Source organism: Streptomyces sp. NRRL WC-3618, from assembly GCF_001280005.1.
Taxonomy (GTDB): domain Bacteria; phylum Actinomycetota; class Actinomycetes; order Streptomycetales; family Streptomycetaceae; genus Streptomyces.
This window is the reverse complement of the sequence record NZ_LGDW01000006.1, coordinates 1-16,859: the sequence shown is the minus strand read 5'-3', so window position 1 is coordinate 16,859 and position 16,859 is coordinate 1. Positions and strand designations below refer to the sequence as shown.

At 71.2% G+C, this 16,859-nt stretch carries 11 protein-coding genes; 4 read left to right on the top strand and 7 right to left on the bottom strand.

Annotated elements, in window-relative coordinates:
* Positions 1 to 8: 8 nt before the first annotated feature.
* Positions 9 to 4,385, top strand: a complete 4,377-nt coding sequence (eccCb, locus tag ADL01_RS01895; protein ID WP_053740084.1) for a type VII secretion protein EccCb — start codon at positions 9 to 11, stop codon at positions 4,383 to 4,385.
* 13 nt (positions 4,386 to 4,398) lie between these two features.
* Here eccCb and ADL01_RS01890 read toward each other — a convergent pair whose 3' ends face one another.
* The 4 genes from ADL01_RS01890 to ADL01_RS01875 form a co-directional block, all read right to left on the bottom strand.
* On the bottom strand, positions 4,399 to 5,556 hold the full coding sequence (locus ADL01_RS01890; protein WP_053740083.1) for an XdhC family protein: 1,158 nt from the start codon (positions 5,554 to 5,556) through the stop codon (positions 4,399 to 4,401).
* Between the two features lie 198 nt (positions 5,557 to 5,754).
* Positions 5,755 to 8,154 carry a xanthine dehydrogenase family protein molybdopterin-binding subunit gene (locus tag ADL01_RS01885; protein WP_053740082.1) on the bottom strand — a complete coding sequence of 800 codons (2,400 nt, stop codon included), beginning with the start codon at positions 8,152 to 8,154 and terminating at the stop codon, positions 5,755 to 5,757.
* A 1-nt stretch (position 8,155) separates the two neighbouring features.
* Positions 8,156 to 8,743, bottom strand: a complete 588-nt coding sequence (locus ADL01_RS01880; RefSeq protein WP_053740081.1) for a (2Fe-2S)-binding protein — start codon at positions 8,741 to 8,743, stop codon at positions 8,156 to 8,158.
* The gene (locus tag ADL01_RS01875) at positions 8,743 to 9,633 is read right to left on the bottom strand and encodes an FAD binding domain-containing protein (RefSeq protein WP_053740080.1); all 891 of its coding nucleotides are present in this window, start codon (positions 9,631 to 9,633) and stop codon (positions 8,743 to 8,745) included. Before ADL01_RS01875 ends, ADL01_RS01880 begins: the two co-directional genes overlap by 1 nt.
* Before the next feature lie 262 nt (positions 9,634 to 9,895).
* Here ADL01_RS01875 and ADL01_RS01870 point away from each other — a divergent pair, with 262 nt between their 5' ends.
* On the top strand, positions 9,896 to 11,584 hold the full coding sequence (locus ADL01_RS01870) for a PucR family transcriptional regulator (protein ID WP_053740079.1): 1,689 nt from the start codon (positions 9,896 to 9,898) through the stop codon (positions 11,582 to 11,584).
* Between the two features lie 203 nt (positions 11,585 to 11,787).
* Positions 11,788 to 12,561, top strand: a complete 774-nt coding sequence (locus ADL01_RS01865; RefSeq protein WP_053740093.1) for a hypothetical protein — start codon at positions 11,788 to 11,790, stop codon at positions 12,559 to 12,561.
* Between the two features lie 86 nt (positions 12,562 to 12,647).
* Here the strand turns inward: ADL01_RS01865 and ADL01_RS01860 are convergent, their stop codons facing one another.
* Complete coding sequence (locus ADL01_RS01860) at positions 12,648 to 13,484, bottom strand: GntR family transcriptional regulator (protein ID WP_053740078.1); 837 nt, start codon at positions 13,482 to 13,484, stop codon at positions 12,648 to 12,650.
* Between the two features lie 737 nt (positions 13,485 to 14,221).
* Here ADL01_RS01860 and ADL01_RS01855 point away from each other — a divergent pair.
* The gene (locus ADL01_RS01855) at positions 14,222 to 15,265 is read left to right on the top strand and encodes a DUF2637 domain-containing protein (protein ID WP_053740077.1); all 1,044 of its coding nucleotides are present in this window, start codon (positions 14,222 to 14,224) and stop codon (positions 15,263 to 15,265) included.
* A 69-nt stretch (positions 15,266 to 15,334) separates the two neighbouring features.
* Here ADL01_RS01855 and ADL01_RS01850 read toward each other — a convergent pair whose 3' ends face one another.
* Entirely contained in the window at positions 15,335 to 15,709 is a 375-nt protein-coding gene (locus tag ADL01_RS01850) for an ATP-binding protein (RefSeq protein ID WP_053740092.1), read from the bottom strand.
* A gap of 512 nt (positions 15,710 to 16,221) precedes the next feature.
* Positions 16,222 to 16,728, bottom strand: a complete 507-nt coding sequence (locus ADL01_RS01845; protein ID WP_053740076.1) for a hypothetical protein — start codon at positions 16,726 to 16,728, stop codon at positions 16,222 to 16,224.
* Between the last annotated feature and the right edge of the window lie 131 nt (positions 16,729 to 16,859).

Genomic DNA, 16,859 nt, shown 5'->3' with positions numbered 1-16,859 from the left:
AGTTGGCGATGGCGGGACGCCGGATCGCACTGCTCGTCGCGACGGACGGTTACCAGGATCCCGGGCTCAGCAGACTCAGGGCCCCGGCCCGAGGCGCGGCCAAGCTGAAGGAACTGCTGGAGGACCGGGCGATCGGCCGCTTCGAGCCGGTACTCGAGCTGCTGAACAGGCCCAAGGAGGAGATCGAGTCCGCGATCGAGGAGGTGCTCAGCAACCGCGACCCCGACGATCTCGTCCTGCTCTACATCGCCTGCCACGGCATCCGCAACGACGCCGACCGGTTGTTCTTCGCCACCCTCAGCACGCGGTTGAAGCGTCCGCACACCACCGCGATCCCGGCCGCGCTGCTGCACCAGCTCCTCGACGAGTGCGAGGCCAGCACCAAGATCGTGCTCCTGGACTGCTGCTACAGCGGGCTCTTCCACCGGGGCTCCTCCCCCATGTCGCCCGCGGCCGTGGACGTCGAGGCGGCGCTCGCCGGGCGCGGCACGTTCGTCATCACGGCCTCGACGGCCCTGGAGTACGCGTACGAGGGTGAGCACCTCGCTCTCGACAACGGCCTGACGGCACCGCGTTTCACGGCGGCCGTGATCGAGGGGCTGAGCACCGGCCTCGCCGACCAGAACCGGGACGGGGTGATCACTCCGGAGGAGCTGTACAGCTTCGTCCACGACATGGTGAGCAACCAGTCGGGACCCGAGCAGACGCCGACCAAGTCGGGCCAGTGCGAAGGGAATGTCGCCCTGGCCTATGCGCCCTGGGTCGACGCGTCCGCGGGGCCGGCCGCCCGGGCCGCCATGGCCGAGGAGCTCACCCTCGGCTCACTGCTGCCGCCGCCCGTGGAGACCGTCGACCGGGGTTTCATCTGCGACGCGTGGGAGGGCGCGTCCCGGCTGGTCGTGCCCGTCGGCCGGCTGGAGAACAGCACCGGGTCGGAAGCCGTGTGCGTGGACTTCTCCGGCCGGGACGGCAACGCGGCCGTCGTCGGCAAACTGGGCAGCGGCAAGACCACCCTGCTGCGCTCCGTGATCATGTCCCTGGCGCTGACCCACACCCCGCACGAGGCGGAGTTCTATCTGCTGGAGGGCGCGGTCAACCGGCTCGGGGTGCTGCGCTCGCTGCCCCACGTACGGACGTTCGCGGCGCCGCACGAGCACAGCGCGGTGGAGGGCGCTCTCACCGCGGTCAAGGCGGTGATCTCCACTCGGCGCACCCTGTTCCGCGACCTCGACGTCGACTCCATCGAGGCGTTCCGCGCGCTGCGTACGACGGGCCGGATCGAGGAGGGGGCGGCGAGCGACGTCTTCCTCGTCGTGGACGGCTGGCTCGACTTCACCCTGGAGCTCCCGGAGTTCGTGGACACGGTCCACAAGCTGGCCAACACCGGCCTGAACTACGGTGTCCACCTGCTGGTCACGGCCCGCCGCTGGAGCGACTTCAGCACCGACCTGCGGGGTCTGCTGGGAACCCGGCTCGAACTCGCCCTGGACGAACCGGAGGAGTCCTTCTTCGATCCGGCGCTGGCGTCGGGGGTCGCGGTCGGCTGGGCGCTGTCCCGGCGCCGGCGGTTTCGGGTGGCGGTGCCGCGCTTCGACGACGGGGCGGGGCCGGTGGCCGCGCGGGAGTCGCTGGCGCAGACGGCGGAATCGGTACGGGCCGGGTGGTCGGCGCTCCGGGTCCGGGAGAGTACGGGCGCGCTCGTCAAGTTTCCCGTCGGCCGCCAAGGAGCCGTCCTCACCGGCCTGTTGGGGGTCGAGAACACGGCCTCGCCCGATCTGGCGGCCCTGCGCGCCGGGCGGGCTCCCGAGGACCGGCTGAGGGTGCCGATCGGGCTCGGCGAGGACGGCCAGCCGGTGTTCCTCGACCTCAAGGAGAGCGCGCACCAGGGGATGGGCCCGCACGGCTTGTGCGTGGGCGCGACCGGCTCCGGCAAGTCCGAGCTGCTGCGCTCGATCGTCCTGGGCCTGGCCGTACGCCATTCGGCGCAGGAAGTGGCCTTCGTGCTCGCCGACTTCAAGGGCAGCGCGACGTTCGCGCCGCTAGCGGGCCTGCCCCACATCTCCGGGATCGTCACGGGGCTGGAGGGCGATCCGCTGCTCGTGGGGCGGCTGAGGGAGGCGATCAGCGGCGAACTGGCCCGGCGGCAGCAGCTGTTGCGGGACTCGGGCGGGCTGGCGAACGTCCATGAGTACCAGCGGGCCCGCGCCTCGCGGGACGGCCTCGAACCTCTGCCGACGCTGGTGCTGGTGATCGACGAGTTCTCCGAACTCCTCGTCGCGCACCCGGACTTCATCGAACTGTTCGTTCAGGTCGGCCGGGTCGGCCGGGCTCTGGGCGTACACCTGCTGCTGGCCTCGCAACGCCTGGAGGAAGGCAGACTGCGCGGGCTGGCTACCCATCTGTCGTACCGCATCGGGCTGCGCACCTTCTCGGCTGCCGAGTCCCGTGCGGTGCTGGGTTATCCCGACGCCTACCATCTGCCGTCGGACCCGGGTGCCGGGTTCCTCAAGGCCGACACGACGGACGTACTGATCCGTTTCAAGGCCTCCTACGTGTCCGCAGCGCTGCCGGGCGCGGACAGCGCCGAGTACGTCTCGCTGGCGGACGTCGTCGTCGGCCAGTTGGCAGGGACGGAACCCCGGGCGCGTCAGATCTGGCTGCCGCCGTTGGGCGAGTCTCCCTCGGTGGAGTCGTTGCTGCCGGCGAGGGCGGCCGGCGGGCGGGGCGGCCGGAGAACCGGGCCGCCCGCGCCGCCGTTCCAGCCCCTGCGGAGTGTCCCCTTCGCGGTGGTCGACGAGCCGTTCCACCACCGGCGCGGTGTGCTCGCCCTGGATCTCTCCGGGACCGAGGGCCATGTACTTGTCGTGGGCGGACCGCAGTCCGGCAAGTCGACCGCGATCACGACGCTCATCGCGTCGCTCGCGCTCACCCACAAGCCCACCGACGCGCAGTTCTACTGCCTGGACTTCGGCGGCGGAAAGCTGGAAGCCCTGGCCGGGCTGCCCCATGTGGGCGGCGTCACCTCCCGGCTGGCCGCGGACCGGGTCCGGCGTACGGTCGCCGACGTGGCGCGGGTGCTGGCGGAGCGCGAGGAGTTCTTCCACGTCCACGGCATCGACTCGATCTCCACCTACCGCCGCCGGAGCGGGGCGGGCGAGTGGCCGGACCAGCCCTGGGCGGACGTCTTCCTCGTGATCGACGGCTGGGCCACCCTCCGGAACGACTTCGAGGCGCTCGAACCGGTCATCAGCGACATCGCCGCACGCGGCCTCAACTTCGGGGTGCACCTGCTGATCAGCGCGGCCCGCTACGGAGAGGTCCGCCCGGCGATGCGCGATCGGCTGCTCAGCACGGTCGAACTGCGCCTCGGCGACTCCATGGACTCCGAGATCGACCGGCGGCAGGCGGTGCACGTCCCGCTGGGAGTCCCCGGCAGCGGTCTGTCCCGCGCCAAGCTGCACTTCCGGACCGCCCTGCCGAGGCTGAACGACGACACCGAGACGGAGTTCACCGGCGAGGCGACGGCCCGGCTGGTCGCCCACGTGCGCGCGAACTGGTCGGGGCCGACAGCTCCCCCGGTGCGCACCCTCCCGGCCCTGGTCACCCTCGACGAGCTGCCGGGCCGCGACGATACGCCCGGACACCGCGTCCCCGTCGGCCTTGACGAGACCAGCCTCGCCCCGGTGTTCCTCGACTTCTCCAACGACCCCTTCTTCCTCGTCTACGGCGAGTCCGAGTCGGGCAAGAGTTCGTTTCTGCGGATGCTGGTACGTCAGCTCTGCGCGCGGGTCTCACCGGCCGACGCCACCCTGCTCGTGGTCGACTACCGGCGGTCGCTGCTCGGTGAGGTGCCCGAGGAGTACCTGGTGAGTTACCGGCGGTGGCCGAACGAGGACGTCCCCGAGGAGTACGGGCGGGGTTACTGTCCTTCGGGGCCGGCCGCCGCCGAGGTGATCGAGCAGGTGGCCCACTACCTGGACGACCGGATGCCCGGCCCCGAGGTGACCGCCGAACAACTGCGCGCCCGCAGCTGGTACACGGGCCCGGACGTGTATCTGCTGGTCGACGACTACGAGCTGGTCGCCACCAGCAGCGGCAACCCCCTTGCCCCGATCATGGGGTTCCTCCCGTTCGCCCGCGACCTGGGCCTGCGTGTCGTGCTGGCGCGCAGCTCGGGCGGGGCCGGGCGATCCCAGTACGAAGCCTTCGTCCAGCGGTTGCGGGAACTCGGCGCGCAGGGCCTCCTGCTCTCCGGCGACCCCGGCGAAGGCCCCCTCCTGCAATCGGTCAAACCGAGCCGCCGGCCACCGGGACGCGGCGCCCTGGTGACCCGCAAGGGCACACAGGAAGTCCAACTCGGTTATGTTCCACCGAAGTTGACCTGACGTCTGCCGCCGGTCAGGCCACCGACCCGATCCGGCCCGCCGGTACGGACGCCGAGGTGACGTCATGGTGGATCGGTGTGTGCGCCCCGGCCAGCGAGACCCCGCTGCCGCCACGCCGGTTGGCGACGATCTCCGAGGCGATGGACAGGGCGGTCTCCTCGGGCGTACGGGCGCCCAGGTCCAGCCCGATCGGCGACCTGAGGCGTGCCAACTCCAGCTCGGTGACCCCGACTTCGCGCAGCCGCTCGTTCCGGTCCAGGTGGGTCCGGCGGGAGCCCATCGCGCCGACGTACGCCACCGGCAGCCGCAGGGCGAACTGGAGCAGGGGGACGTCGAACTTGGCGTCGTGGGTGAGGACGCACAGGACGGTACGGGCGTCCACGGCCGTCCGCTCCAGATACCGGTGCGGCCACTCGACGACGACCTCGTCCGCCTCGGGGAAACGGGCGGGCGTGGCGAACACCGGGCGGGCGTCGCAGACCGTCACGTGGTAGCCGAGGAACTTGCCGATGCGGGCCAGCGCCGACGCGAAGTCGATCGCGCCGAACACGATCATGCGGGGCGGCGGGACGGACGACTCGACCAGAACCGTGAGCGGCGCTCCGCAACGAGAGCCCTGCTCGCCTATCACCAGGGTGCCGGTGCGGCCCGCATCGAGGTAGGCGCGCGCCTCGGCGGCCACCGTGCGGTCCAGCTCGGGGTGGGCGCCGAAGCCGCCCTCGTACGCGCCGTCCGGGGCGACGAGCAGGGCGCGGCCGAGCAATTCGGCCGGGCCGGAGACGATCCGTGCGAGGGCCGTCGCCTCCCCGCTCGCGGCGGCGGCCAGAGCCGACGCGAACACCTCACGGACGGGGGCCGAGGCCCGTACCGGCGTCACCAGGATGTCGATGACACCGCCGCAGCTCAGGCCGACCGCGAAGGCGTCGTCGTCGCTGTAGCCGAAGCGTTCGAGAAGCGGCTCGCCGGCTGCCAGCGCCTGCCCGCACAGGTCGTACACCGCGCCTTCCACGCAGCCGCCGGAGACCGAACCGATCGCCGTGCCGTCGGCGTCCACCGCGAGGGCGGCGCCGGGGCGGCGGGGGGCGCTGCCGGTCACGGCCACCACGGTGGCCACGGCGAAGTCGCGGCCCTGCTCGACCCACCGGTGCAGTTCTTCGGCGATGTCCAGCATCTCGGTCCCCTTTCTCTCAATAGGCCTGAGGGCGAAACCGGCCAGGAGGTTGCCTGTCAGGGCCTGCACAAAACCGCCGGCGGGTGCGGGTCCGGTGGGGGCTGGTCGCGCAGTTCCCCGCGCCCCTGAAAAGCAGGGGCTGCGCCCCGTGCTTTTCGTCTCCACCGGACCCGCACCCGCCAACGAGCCGGCGGCCGGCTACCCCGTACCCGTGAGGTGTTCCGGGCGGACCGGGGTCTTTGTGAGGGCCAGGCCCGTCGCGTCGCGGATGGCTGCCAGGACGGCCGGGGTCGAGGACAGGGTCGGGGCCTCGCCGACGCCTCGGAGGCCGTACGGGGCGTGGTCGTCGGCCAGTTCGAGGACGTCGACCGGGATGGTCGGGGTGTCGAGGATGGTGGGGATCAGGTAGTCCGTGAAGGACGGGTTGCGTACCTTGGCCGTCTTCGGGTCGACGACGATCTCCTCCATCACGGCGATGCCGAGGCCCTGGGTGGTGCCGCCCTGGATCTGGCCGACGACCGACAGCGGGTTGAGCGCCTTGCCGACATCCTGTGCGCAGGCCAGTTCGATGACCTTCACCAGGCCCAGTTCGGTGTCGACCTCGACGACGGCCCGGTGCGCGGCGAACGAGTACTGGACGTGTCCGAAGCCCTGGCCGGTGCGCAGGTCGAACGGTTCGGTCGGCCGGTGCCGCCACTCCGCCTCGACCTCGACGGAATCCTCGCCCAGGACATCGACCAGGTCGGCGAGGACCTCACCGGCGTCCGTGACGACCTTGCCGCCCTCCAGCAGCAGTTCCGCCGTCGCCCACGCCGGGTGGTACGAGCCGAACTTGCGGCGCCCGATCTCCAGTACCTTCTCGCGGACCAGCTCGCACGAGTTCTTGACGGCGCCACCGGTGACGTACGTCTGCCGGGAGGCGGACGTCGAACCGGCCGAGCCGACCTGGGTGTCGGCGGGTCGGATCGTCACCTGGGTGACGCCCAGCTCGGTGCGGGCGATCTGGGCGTGCACGGTGACCCCGCCCTGGCCCACCTCCGCCATCGCCGTGTGGACCATGGCCACCGGCTCACCGCCGACCACCTCCATCCGTACCCGGGCGGTCGAGTAGTCGTCGAAGCCCTCGGAGAAGCCGACGTTCTTGATGCCGACCGCGTAGCCGATGCCTCGGACGACGCCCTCGCCGTGGGTGGTGTTGGAGAGGCCGCCCGGCAGCTGGCGTACGTCCGCCGCCTCGCCCGCCGTCAGCCACTGCTGCTCCGGCGGGAGGGGCATCGCCTTGACGCGGCGCAGGAGTTCGGCGACCGGGGCCGGGGAGTCGACGGCCTGTCCGGTGGGCAGGAGCGTGCCCTGTTCCATGGCGTTGAGGCGGCGGAACTCGACCCGGTCCATGCCCACCGCGTCGGCGAGCTTGTCCATCTGGGCCTCGTAGGCGAAGCAGGCCTGGACCGCGCCGAAGCCGCGCATCGCGCCGCAGGGCGGGTTGTTGGTGTAGAGGGCGACGCAGTCGATCTCGACGTCGTCGACGACGTACGGGCCGGCGCCGAGTGAGGCCGCGTTGCCGACGACCGCCGCGGAGGTGGAGGCGTACGCGCCGCCGTCCAGGACGATGCGCGCCTTCAGGTGGGTCAGTTTGCCGTCCTTGGTGGCCCCGTGTTCGTAGGTGAGCTTGGCGGGGTGGCGGTGTACGTGGCCGAAGAAGGACTCGAAGCGGTTGTAGACGATCTTCACGGGTTTGCCGGTGCGCAGGGCGAGCAGGCAGGCGTGGATCTGCATCGACAGGTCCTCGCGGCCGCCGAACGCGCCGCCGACACCGGACAGCGTCATCCGGACCTTGTCCTCGGGCAGGCCGAGGACGGGCGCGATCTGGCGCAGGTCGGAGTGCAGCCACTGGGTGGCGATGTACAGGTCGACGCCGCCGTCCTCGCCGGGGACCGCGAGGCCCGACTCCGGGCCCAGGAACGCCTGGTCCTGCATACCGAAGGTGTACTCGCCGGTGACGACGAAGTCGGCGCGGGCGCGGGCGGCCTCGACGTCGCCGCGGACGATCGGCTGGCGGTGGACGATGTTGGGGTGGTCGACGTGGGCGAAGTGGCGGTCGGTGCGGTGGTCGTGGATGAGGATCGCGTCCGGCGCGGTCGTGGATGCCTCGTCGGTGACGACCGGCAGGTCGCGGTACTCGACCTTGATCTTGGCGGCGGCGCGGCGCGCGGTCTCCGGGTGGTCGGCGGCGACGATGGCGACCGGTTCACCGTGGTGGCGGACCTTCCCGTGGGCGAGGACCGGGGTGTCCTGGAGCTCCAGGCCGTAGGTGCGCACGTCGGTCGGCAGATCGTCGTACGTCATGACGGCGTACACGCCGGGCAGCGCGAGAGCCTCGGCCGTGTCGATGGACACGATCTCGGCGTGGGCGACCGTGGAGCGCAGGATCTGGCCCCAGAGCATGTCCTCGTGCCACATGTCGGACGAGTACGCGAACTCACCGGTGACCTTGAGGGTGCCGTCGGGGCGGAGCGTCGACTCGCCGATGCCGCCTCTGGTCTTCGAGCCCTGGGTGACCTTGGTGGGGGTCCCGAGGGGAGCGTTCCTGCCGGGCATGTCAGACCGCCTCTCCCTGTCGGGCCGCCGCCAGCCGGACCGCGTCCATGATCTTCTCGTAGCCCGTGCAACGGCACAGGTTGCCCGACAGCGCCTCGCGGATGTCCGCGTCGGTCGGGTTGGGGTTCTGCTCCAGCATCTCGTCGGCGGCGACCAGCAGACCGGGCGTGCAGAAACCGCACTGGACGGCTCCGGCGTCGATGAACGCCTGCTGGATGGGGGCCAGTTCGACGCCCGCGCCGGTCTGCGAGTCGGCGCTGCCCGTGGGCTGCCACCGCTGGGCCGCGTCAAGTGACGTACCGCAGGCGGCCGTTCCACAACTGCCGCGTTCCGTACGCTGTTTGGCGTACTCGGCGAGTCCTTCGACCGTGACGACCTCGCGCCCTTCGGCCTGGCCCGCCGCGACGAGACACGAGCACACCGGTACGCCGTCGAGGCGGACGGTGCACGATCCGCACTCGCCCTGTTCGCAGGCGTTCTTGGAGCCCGGCAGACCGAGCCGCTCCCGCAGGACGTACAGCAGGGACTCGCCCTCCCACACGTCGTCGGCCTCCTGCGGACGTCCGTTGACCGTGAAATTGACGCGCATCAGGCGACTCCCTCCGAGCGGGCGGCGGTGCCGCGGTACGACTCCCAGGTCCACGTCAGCGTGCGCCGGGCCATCACACCGACCGCGTGACGGCGGTAGCTCGCGGTGCCCCGGACGTCGTCGATGGGGTTGCAGGCGCCCGCGCACAGGTCGGCGAACTGCTTGGCGACCGACGGCGTGATGATCTTCCCGTTGTCCCAGAAGCCGCCCTCTTCGAGCGCCGCGTTCAGGAACTCCTCGGCGACCTTCGCCCGGACGGGTGTGGGCGCCGCCGAACCGATGCCCGTACGGACGGTCCGGGTCGACGGGTGCAGGGCGAGTCCGAAGGCGCAGACCGCGATGACCATGGCGTTGCGGGTGCCGACCTTGGAGTACTGCTGGGGCCCGTCCGCCTTGTCGATGTGGACGGCGCGGATCAGCTCGTCGGGGGCGAGCGCGTTGCGCTTCACGCCGGTGTAGAAGTCGTCGATCGGGATCAGCCGGGTGCCCCGTACGGACTCGGCCTCGACCTCGGCTCCGGCGGCGAGGAGCGCCGGGTGGGCGTCACCGGCCGGGGAGGCGGTGCCGAGGTTGCCGCCGACGCCGCCCCGGTTGCGGATCTGCGGGGAGGCGACCGTGTGCGAGGCGAGGGCCAGGCCCGGCAGTTCGCCGCGCAGGTTCTCCATGATCTTGGTGTACGGGACCGAGGCACCGAGCCGCACGCTGCGCTCTCCGGTCTCCCACTCGTAGAGATCTCCGATACGGGTCAGGTCGAGGAGGTACTCGGGCCGGCGGTGGTCAAAGTTGACCTCGACCATCACGTCGGTGCCGCCCGCGATCGGCACAGCGGTGGGGTGCTCGGCCTTCGCGGCGAGCGCCTCCTCCCAGCTGGCGGGGCGAAGGAAGTCCATGACCGGCTCTTTTCCTCTTCGTCGCGTACGTGGTGCCAATGGCTCGTTCATGCGCGGTTCACGTGCGGTGAAACCAGTACACAGGGCTGTGCCGCGTCGGGGTCAGTCACGGAAACCATGAAGGAGTTGGCTGGCCAGGGGGATCGTCTTGTAGATTCGTATGAACAGAGGCCATCAGTAACCTCTCTGATTTTCCCCGGAAACAGTGAGCGCCGCGCAGGCGGAAAAGCGCGGCTCGCAAACAGAACGGCGGCGACGAGAAATGCGGCTGCGCGCACTGCTGGACACCGATGCGCTGGGCCTGACGCTGCTCGGCGGTGAGGACGAGCTGGACCGCACCGTACGCGGGGTGATGACCACCGACCTCAGGGATCCCAGCCGCTACCTCTCGGGCGGCGAGCTGGTGCTCACGGGCCTGGCCTGGCGCCGGGATCCCGGAGACTCGGAGTCCTTCGTACGCCTCCTGGCGGGGGCCGGGGTCGCGGCACTGGGTGCCGGTGAGGCCGAGCTGGGGAACATCCCGGACGACCTGATCGCGGCCTGCGTCCGGCACCGGCTGCCGCTGTTCGCGGTGCACGAGTCGGTGGCGTTCGCGACGATCACCGAACACGTCGTGCGCCAGGTGTCCGGCGAGCGCGCCGGAGATCTGGCGGCCGTCGTGGACCGCCACCGCCGGATGATGACCGCGGGTCCCGCCGGGGGCGGCCCCGACGTGGTCCTGGACCTGCTCGGCTCCGACCTCGACCTGCGCGCCTGGGTCCTCTCCCCCGCCGGCCGTCTCATCGCGGACTCGAAGGTGGCCGGCCCCGCCCCCTCCCCCGAGGTGTGCGCGGCGCTGGCCGCCGAGCACCTGACGGCGGCCCGTACCGGGAACCGACGTGTACTCAGACCCCACCGGGTGGCGATCGGCGCCGCGACGTACTCCCTCTTCCCCGTCCGCGGCAACGGCCGCACCGCCGCGCCGGGCGGCGCACGGGACGTGCGGGAGACCGTGCTGTCCGACTGGCTGCTCGCCGTCGAGGCGGACGCCGGCGACTGGCCGGCGGAGCGGCTCGACCTGCTCCAGGGCGTCGCGCAGCTGATCGCGGTCGAACGCGACCGGCGCGACGCGGAACGCGTGGTGCGGCGGCGGCTCGCCGAAGAGGTCCTGGAGCTGGTGCAGACAGGCGCCTCGCCCGCCGAGATCGCCGCCCGGCTACGGGTCGCCGCGCCGGTCCTGCTGCCCGGCCTCGGCGCGGCCCCGCACTGGCAGATCGTGGTGGCCCGCGTGGACTGGGCCGGCGGCGAGATCGAGGGCGGCCCGGTGGCACAGGCGTTGCTGGAGGAAATCCTTGTGGACCCGCTCCTGACGGGGCCGGAGCACTCCGACCGGATCGCCGTGGCCCATACTGCGGACGAGGCGATCGCCCTCGTACCGCTGCCGGCGGTGTCGTCGGAGCACGACGGTTCGGAGACGGGAATTCTGGCCGAAAAGCTGCTCGCCGGCATACAGGAACCGCTCTCGGCGGGCCTGGACGACGACGGGCGGCTCACCATCGGTGTCAGCGCGCCCGTGCACTCGGCGGAGGGGCTGCGCGGGGCGCTGGAGGAGGCACGGCACGCCCGCCGGGTGGCCGCGGCGCGCCCCGGCCGGGTGTGCGCGGCGGGCCACCAGGAGCTGGCCTCCCATGTGCTGCTGCTCCCGTTCGTCCCGGACGACGTCCGCCGCGCCTTCACGGCCCGCCTGCTCGACCCCCTGCGGGACTACGACCGGCGCCACCGCGCCGAGCTGATCCCGACGCTGGAGGCGTTCTTGGAGTCCGACGGCTCATGGACGCGGTGCGCCGCGCGACTGCATCTGCATGTCAACACGCTGCGGTACCGGGTGGGGCGGATCGAGCAGTTGACGAGCCGTGATCTGTCGCGGCTGGAGGACAAGCTGGACTTCTTCCTGGCGTTGCGCATGAGTTGAGTCCGCGACGGCGTCCAACGGGCGCGGGCGCGGGGCGTGCGGCCTTGGCGTGCGCCGGGTGGGGCCGGTCGCGCGGCAATCCGGCGCCTCTTCTTCCCCGACTTTGTGAATTCCTTCACCCACCCTCTTGGCCCGGCACCGGGATTCGTGCTGAGATGCCGCCACCACTCAACAAGCTCGATGGCGTGCTCGGGGAGGGCAACGTGGCGTACACCGCCATGTCTGGTTCCGGAACGACCTCTGGTGACGATCCACTCCAGACCGCGGTATGGCGGCTGCGCTCCCGCGCCTGCTGGGCGGACGCGGCGGCCCTGCTCGACGCCGCCACCGCCGACGCCTCGCTCCAGCGGGCCGCGCTGCTGGTGGAGCGATGCCTCTACACCGAGCAGGGCTGGGAAGAGGCCGAGGACGCCCTCCGTACGGCGGAGGCGCTGGCCCAGAGCGACGACGAGCGGGGGGCGGCGGCCTGTGAGCGCGGTCAGCTGGCGTACGCCGCCACCCTGCTCGGCGTACGGGACCGCGCCGACGAGGCGCGGGCCGCGCTGGGGCGGGCGGCGGCGCTGATCCCGCCGGGGGTTTCCGGGCGGGCGGTGCTGGACTTCCGGCGGGGGCTGCTGGCCGAGAACCTGGCGCGTTCCCCGCAGGCGGCGCGGGCCGCGTACCGGCGCGCTCACGCGGGGGCGACGGCGCACGACGATCCGCTGCTGCTGTCGTTCACGTGGCGTCATCTGGCCGGACTCGCCCTGCGGGAAGGGGAGTTGGCGGAGGCGCGGCACGGATTCGGCGAATCGCTGCGGATCCGGGAAGAGCTGGGGTACCTGGTGGGGACGGCGCCCGCGCTGGCGTCGCTGGCCGACGCGGAGTCCGAGCCGGAGGCTTCACGGCTGCGCGCGGAGGCGGGGCGGTTGTTCCGGCTGCTCGGGGGTGTGCCCACGTGGCTGGCGAGGCAGTTGGCTCCGCCGGCGGCTTCAGCGTAGGTGCGGGGGAGTAACCGGTCCGGGGGGGCGGCTGGGGGGGCGTTGTGGCTTGTCGCGCGGTTCCCCGCACCCCTGGGGTGGCCCCGTCAGTGGGCGCCTGTCACATGGTTGCGTACCAGCGACTGGACCCCTGTCACGTCTCCCGCCGCCAGGGCGTCGAGCAGCGTGATGTGGTCCGCCGCGTCCGACATGAGTGCCGCTCGGCCCGTGGCGGCCTTCGTGTTCACCAGGGGCCACTGGGCGCGGCGGTGGAGGTCGTCGGCGATCTGGACGAGCTGGGAGTTGCCGGCGAGGGACAGGACCGCCCGGTGGAAGGCACGGTCGGTCTCCGCGTAGGTGACCCGGCAGCCGGTGGACGCCGCGCGGGCCGTCGCCTCGGCGAGGGGGCGGAGTTCCGTCCAGCGTTCGGCGGACACCGTGTGGGCCAGGCGGAGCAGCACCGGGAGCTCGATCAGGGCCCGGACCTCGGCCAGCTCGGCCAGCTCACGGGCGCCGCGTTCCACGACACGGAAGCCCCGGTTGGGGACGACCTCGACGGCGCCCTCCAGTGCGAGCTGCTGCATCGCCTCGCGGACGGGCGTCGCGGAGACCCCGAAGCGGTCGCCCAGTGCGGGGGCCGAGTACACCTCGCCGGGCGCCAGCTCACCCCCGACGAGCGCGGTGCGCAGCGCGTCGAGGATCTGGCCGCGCACGGAGGAACGCTGGACGACGGGACGTGCCCGCTCGGTACGCGGCAGGGGGATCGGCAGCTCGCTGTGCGTGTGCTCACCCCGGGCACCGGCTCCGGGCAGCACGTCGGCCACAGCGTCGGGGCGCCGGCCCCGGTCCATGTCCGCGGCCCTGAACTGCGGTGGAACGCGTACGGCGGCCGGGGCCAGGGTGTCGGGCGAGCCGTGCGCGCCCTGCGGGCCGGCCTGCTGCACGGGGCCTCCTCCGGGCTAGATGGCACCTTGACGGCACATGGGGTCATTACGGCGGGTTGTTACTCGCCCGTCAAGCACCATAGGCGCACATTCCGTCAGTTCAAATCCCGATTCGAGTCCAGGTTCGGATTTGCGCCGCTCCGCTGGCCGGATCCGGCGTGGATCCTGGTCACCCCAGGGGCAGAATGAGCAAGGTTAGGCTTACCTATTACCCTCGGGTGATCCATCGGGATTCGACGGTCCGGCCCGCTCGCTCCAGCACAGACACGCCCCGTTCGAATCCGGCACCCCGTCGCGAACGCGTACGACCGGCCAGGAGCCGTGCGACAACTGCCCGCGGAGCCGCCCCGCGGACCTGCGGGAAATGACCGCCTCACCAAGCCGACGACCACTGCCGAGAGTTGAGGCACCCTCAACTACGGGACCCTCCCCCCGGGGCCCGGCACTGCGTGCCGTAGGATCGCCGCCGTAAGATCATGTTCGACTGAGGCCCTCAACGGTTACAGCCACTTCACAAGTTCCTCACTTGTCGCAGGAACTTTCCGTGGAACCACCCGTACGGGTAGTCTTATTCGAACTCAACTCCCGCCCCTCAAGCGGCAGTTCGAGCAGAATGTCGCCCTGAGCATCCCCTTGCACCTCCTTAGGCGGCCTCTTGCCCCGAAACAGCCTGAGGGCTGAGGGGATTGGGCCACTATGGCGGGCGTTACGCCCTATCCCAATGCAAGGGACCCCAGATGAGACTGACCGACATATCGCTTAACTGGCTGCTTCCGGGCGCCGTACTGCTCCTGGGCGTGCTGGCGGCGGTGGCGGTGCTGGCGCGCGGCAAGCGCTCCTCCGGGGCGAAAGCGAGCCAGGACGACTCGTGGGAGCGCACCGAAGAGCGACGCAGGCGCAAGGAAGCCATCTTCGCCTCCGCGTCCTACGTACTCCTCTTCTGCTGTGCGGCGGTCGCCGCGGCGCTTTCCTTCCACGGCCTCGTCGGCTTCGGCGAGCAGAACCTGAACCTCACCGACGGCTGGCAGTACCTCGTCCCGTTCGGTCTGGACGGAGCGGCGATGTTCTGCTCCGTGCTCGCGGTGCGCGAGGCCAGCCACGGTGACGCGGCCCTCGGTTCCCGGATACTCGTATGGCTCTTCGCTGCCGCGGCCGCCTGGTTCAACTGGGTGCACGCGCCCCGGGGTCTCGACAACGCGGGCGCCCCGCAGTTCTTCGCCGGCATGTCCCTGTCCGCCGCGGTGCTCTTCGACCGCGCGCTGAAGCAGACCCGCCGGGCCGCCCTGCGCGAGCAGGGTCTGGTGCCGCGTCCGCTGCCGCAGATCCGTATGGTCCGCTGGGCGCGAGCGCCTCGTGAGACGTACAAGGCCTGGTCGCTGATGCTCCTCGAGGGTGTCCGCAGCCTGGACGAAGCGGTCGACGAGGTGCGCGAGGACCGGCGCCAGAAGGAGCAGGCGCGGCTGCGCCGTCGTGAGCAGGAGCGGGCCGAGCGCGCGCACCTCAAGGCGATCAGCCGGGGCCACCGCGGCCCGTTCGGCGGCGGTGGCGGCGGTGGCGGCCAGCAGGTCGAGGTGGAGCGGGCGCCCGCCCAGGTCACCTCGGAGCCTGCCATATCCTCCGCGGAGCAGCTGCCTCTGCGCGCCCGTCCCTCTCTTCAGCCCGTTCGGGGCGCCAGTGACTCGATCACTGTCGACCTGACGGCGGAGGACGACACGATGGCCCTGCCCCGCCTGGACTCCCTGGAGCGCAAGCTCCGGGACCTCGAGCAGCAGTACGGCTGAGCCGAAAGGCACTGCTGAGCACGAGTTGAGCGCTGTTTGAGTGTGAACCGACATGGGGGCGTGGCCTGTTCAGGCCGCGCCCCCGTTCAGTTCGAACCACACCGCCTTGCCCACGCCGTGCGCCCTGACTCCCCACGCGTCGGCGAGGGAGTCCACCAGAACCAGCCCTCTGCCATGCGTGCCCTCGTCGGCGACCGGTGCGCACAGCCTGGGCCTGCGTCCCACGAAGTCCCGTACTTCCACCCGTAATCCGCGCGGCGAGACGGTGGCCGTCAGCACCGCGTCCCGGTCGGTGTGGACCAGCGCGTTGGTGACCAGCTCGCTGGTGAGCAGTTCCGCTATCTCCGAACTGCCGGGCCTCCCCCATTGCCGCAGCAGTTCGCGCAGCGCTCTGCGAGCCTCCGGTACCTCCCGCAGATCCGAACAACCAAGCCTGCGCCTCATCTGCGACGCCTCCCCCCGGTCCACGCCACCGTCATCACCGATGTCGGTGTCGGTGCCTATGTCGGTGCCTATGTCGGTGCCTATGTCGATGTTGTGGTCGTTGTCGGTGCCTATGTCGGTGTCGTCGTCGATGGCTTGGTCGTTCTCGGTCGTTTCCTTCGCCCTTTTCGCCGAGAAGGCCCCGATGACCACGGGACCGCCCCCTCCTGCCTGCCTCTTCATGACCCCCGCCCGGACTCCGGTGTAGTCCCCTCCTGATCGAACGCGTTCACGGGATCCATGCCCGCGAGCTGAACACAGCAGTCATGTCGAATGCTCAACGACCGGATGTAAGAGGCTGGTTGGACTGTTCCTGGCTGGATCAGGCCATCGACGGCGCCCGCCGGACGCTGCGGGAGGGACGTCTGGAGCGGACGCTGCGGCAGTTCACGCGCCCGTCCAGGCTGGGACGGGCGCGTGAGGGCGGCGGATCGGCCGAACTGTCCAGTGCCGGCTGCGGATCCGGCCGTAGGTCACTTGCCGCCGATGCCCTTCGTGCCGATGTTGATGATCCTGTGGTCCCGGGTCATGTCCACGACCAGCTTGGTGGTGGTCCCCGAGCCCCAGGTCAGCGTGATGCCGGCCTCCGTGTGGTCGGCGGTGCCGTTGTCGGTGACCGTCCAGCGCAAGGGGACGTTCTGGGCGCGCAGGACGCCATCCGCGTGGTTCTTGCCCTCCCAGGCGACCAGCTTCTTCAGGTAGTCGGGATGGATGGAGTACTTGCGCAGTTCCGCCACGAGCTTCCCGCCGTCACGGGGGCCGCTCTGGGCGTCGATGTAGGCGCCGTAGAAGTCGGCGATGCGTGTCACGGAGTCGGACGGGCTGCCGGTCACCGTCCGGGGCGCCGCGGCGGCGGCCTTGGCGGGAGTCGCCTGGGCCGAGGCGGTCAGCCCCAGCGGGAGGGCGGTGACGGCGGCGATACCGAGGGCCAGTGCGGCGGCGCGGCGGGCGGGCATTCGAGCGATGGTGCGGCGGTTCATATCGGTGTTCTCCCCGTGGCTACGGCCGGTCATTGAAGTGCTCTCCCTCGTAAACGAGGGAGATTCCTGCCTACCTTGCGGTGGCGGGCTTGACGCCACGGGGACGCCTGACGACTGCCCTCCCGGCAGCC

Coding starts and splice junctions, on each gene's coding strand:
- ADL01_RS01850 (WP_053740092.1), bottom strand. CDS start 15,709: ATGAGGCGCAGGCTTGGTTGTTCGGATCTGCGGGAGGTACCGGAGGCT.
- ADL01_RS01870 (WP_053740079.1), top strand. CDS start 9,896: ATGCGGCTGCGCGCACTGCTGGACACCGATGCGCTGGGCCTGACGCTG.
- ADL01_RS01845 (WP_053740076.1), bottom strand. CDS start 16,728: ATGAACCGCCGCACCATCGCTCGAATGCCCGCCCGCCGCGCCGCCGCA.
- ADL01_RS01890 (WP_053740083.1), bottom strand. CDS start 5,556: ATGCTGGACATCGCCGAAGAACTGCACCGGTGGGTCGAGCAGGGCCGC.
- ADL01_RS01885 (WP_053740082.1), bottom strand. CDS start 8,154: ATGCCCGGCAGGAACGCTCCCCTCGGGACCCCCACCAAGGTCACCCAG.
- eccCb (WP_053740084.1), top strand. CDS start 9: ATGGCGGGACGCCGGATCGCACTGCTCGTCGCGACGGACGGTTACCAG.
- ADL01_RS01875 (WP_053740080.1), bottom strand. CDS start 9,633: ATGGACTTCCTTCGCCCCGCCAGCTGGGAGGAGGCGCTCGCCGCGAAG.
- ADL01_RS01855 (WP_053740077.1), top strand. CDS start 14,222: ATGAGACTGACCGACATATCGCTTAACTGGCTGCTTCCGGGCGCCGTA.
- ADL01_RS01880 (WP_053740081.1), bottom strand. CDS start 8,743: ATGCGCGTCAATTTCACGGTCAACGGACGTCCGCAGGAGGCCGACGAC.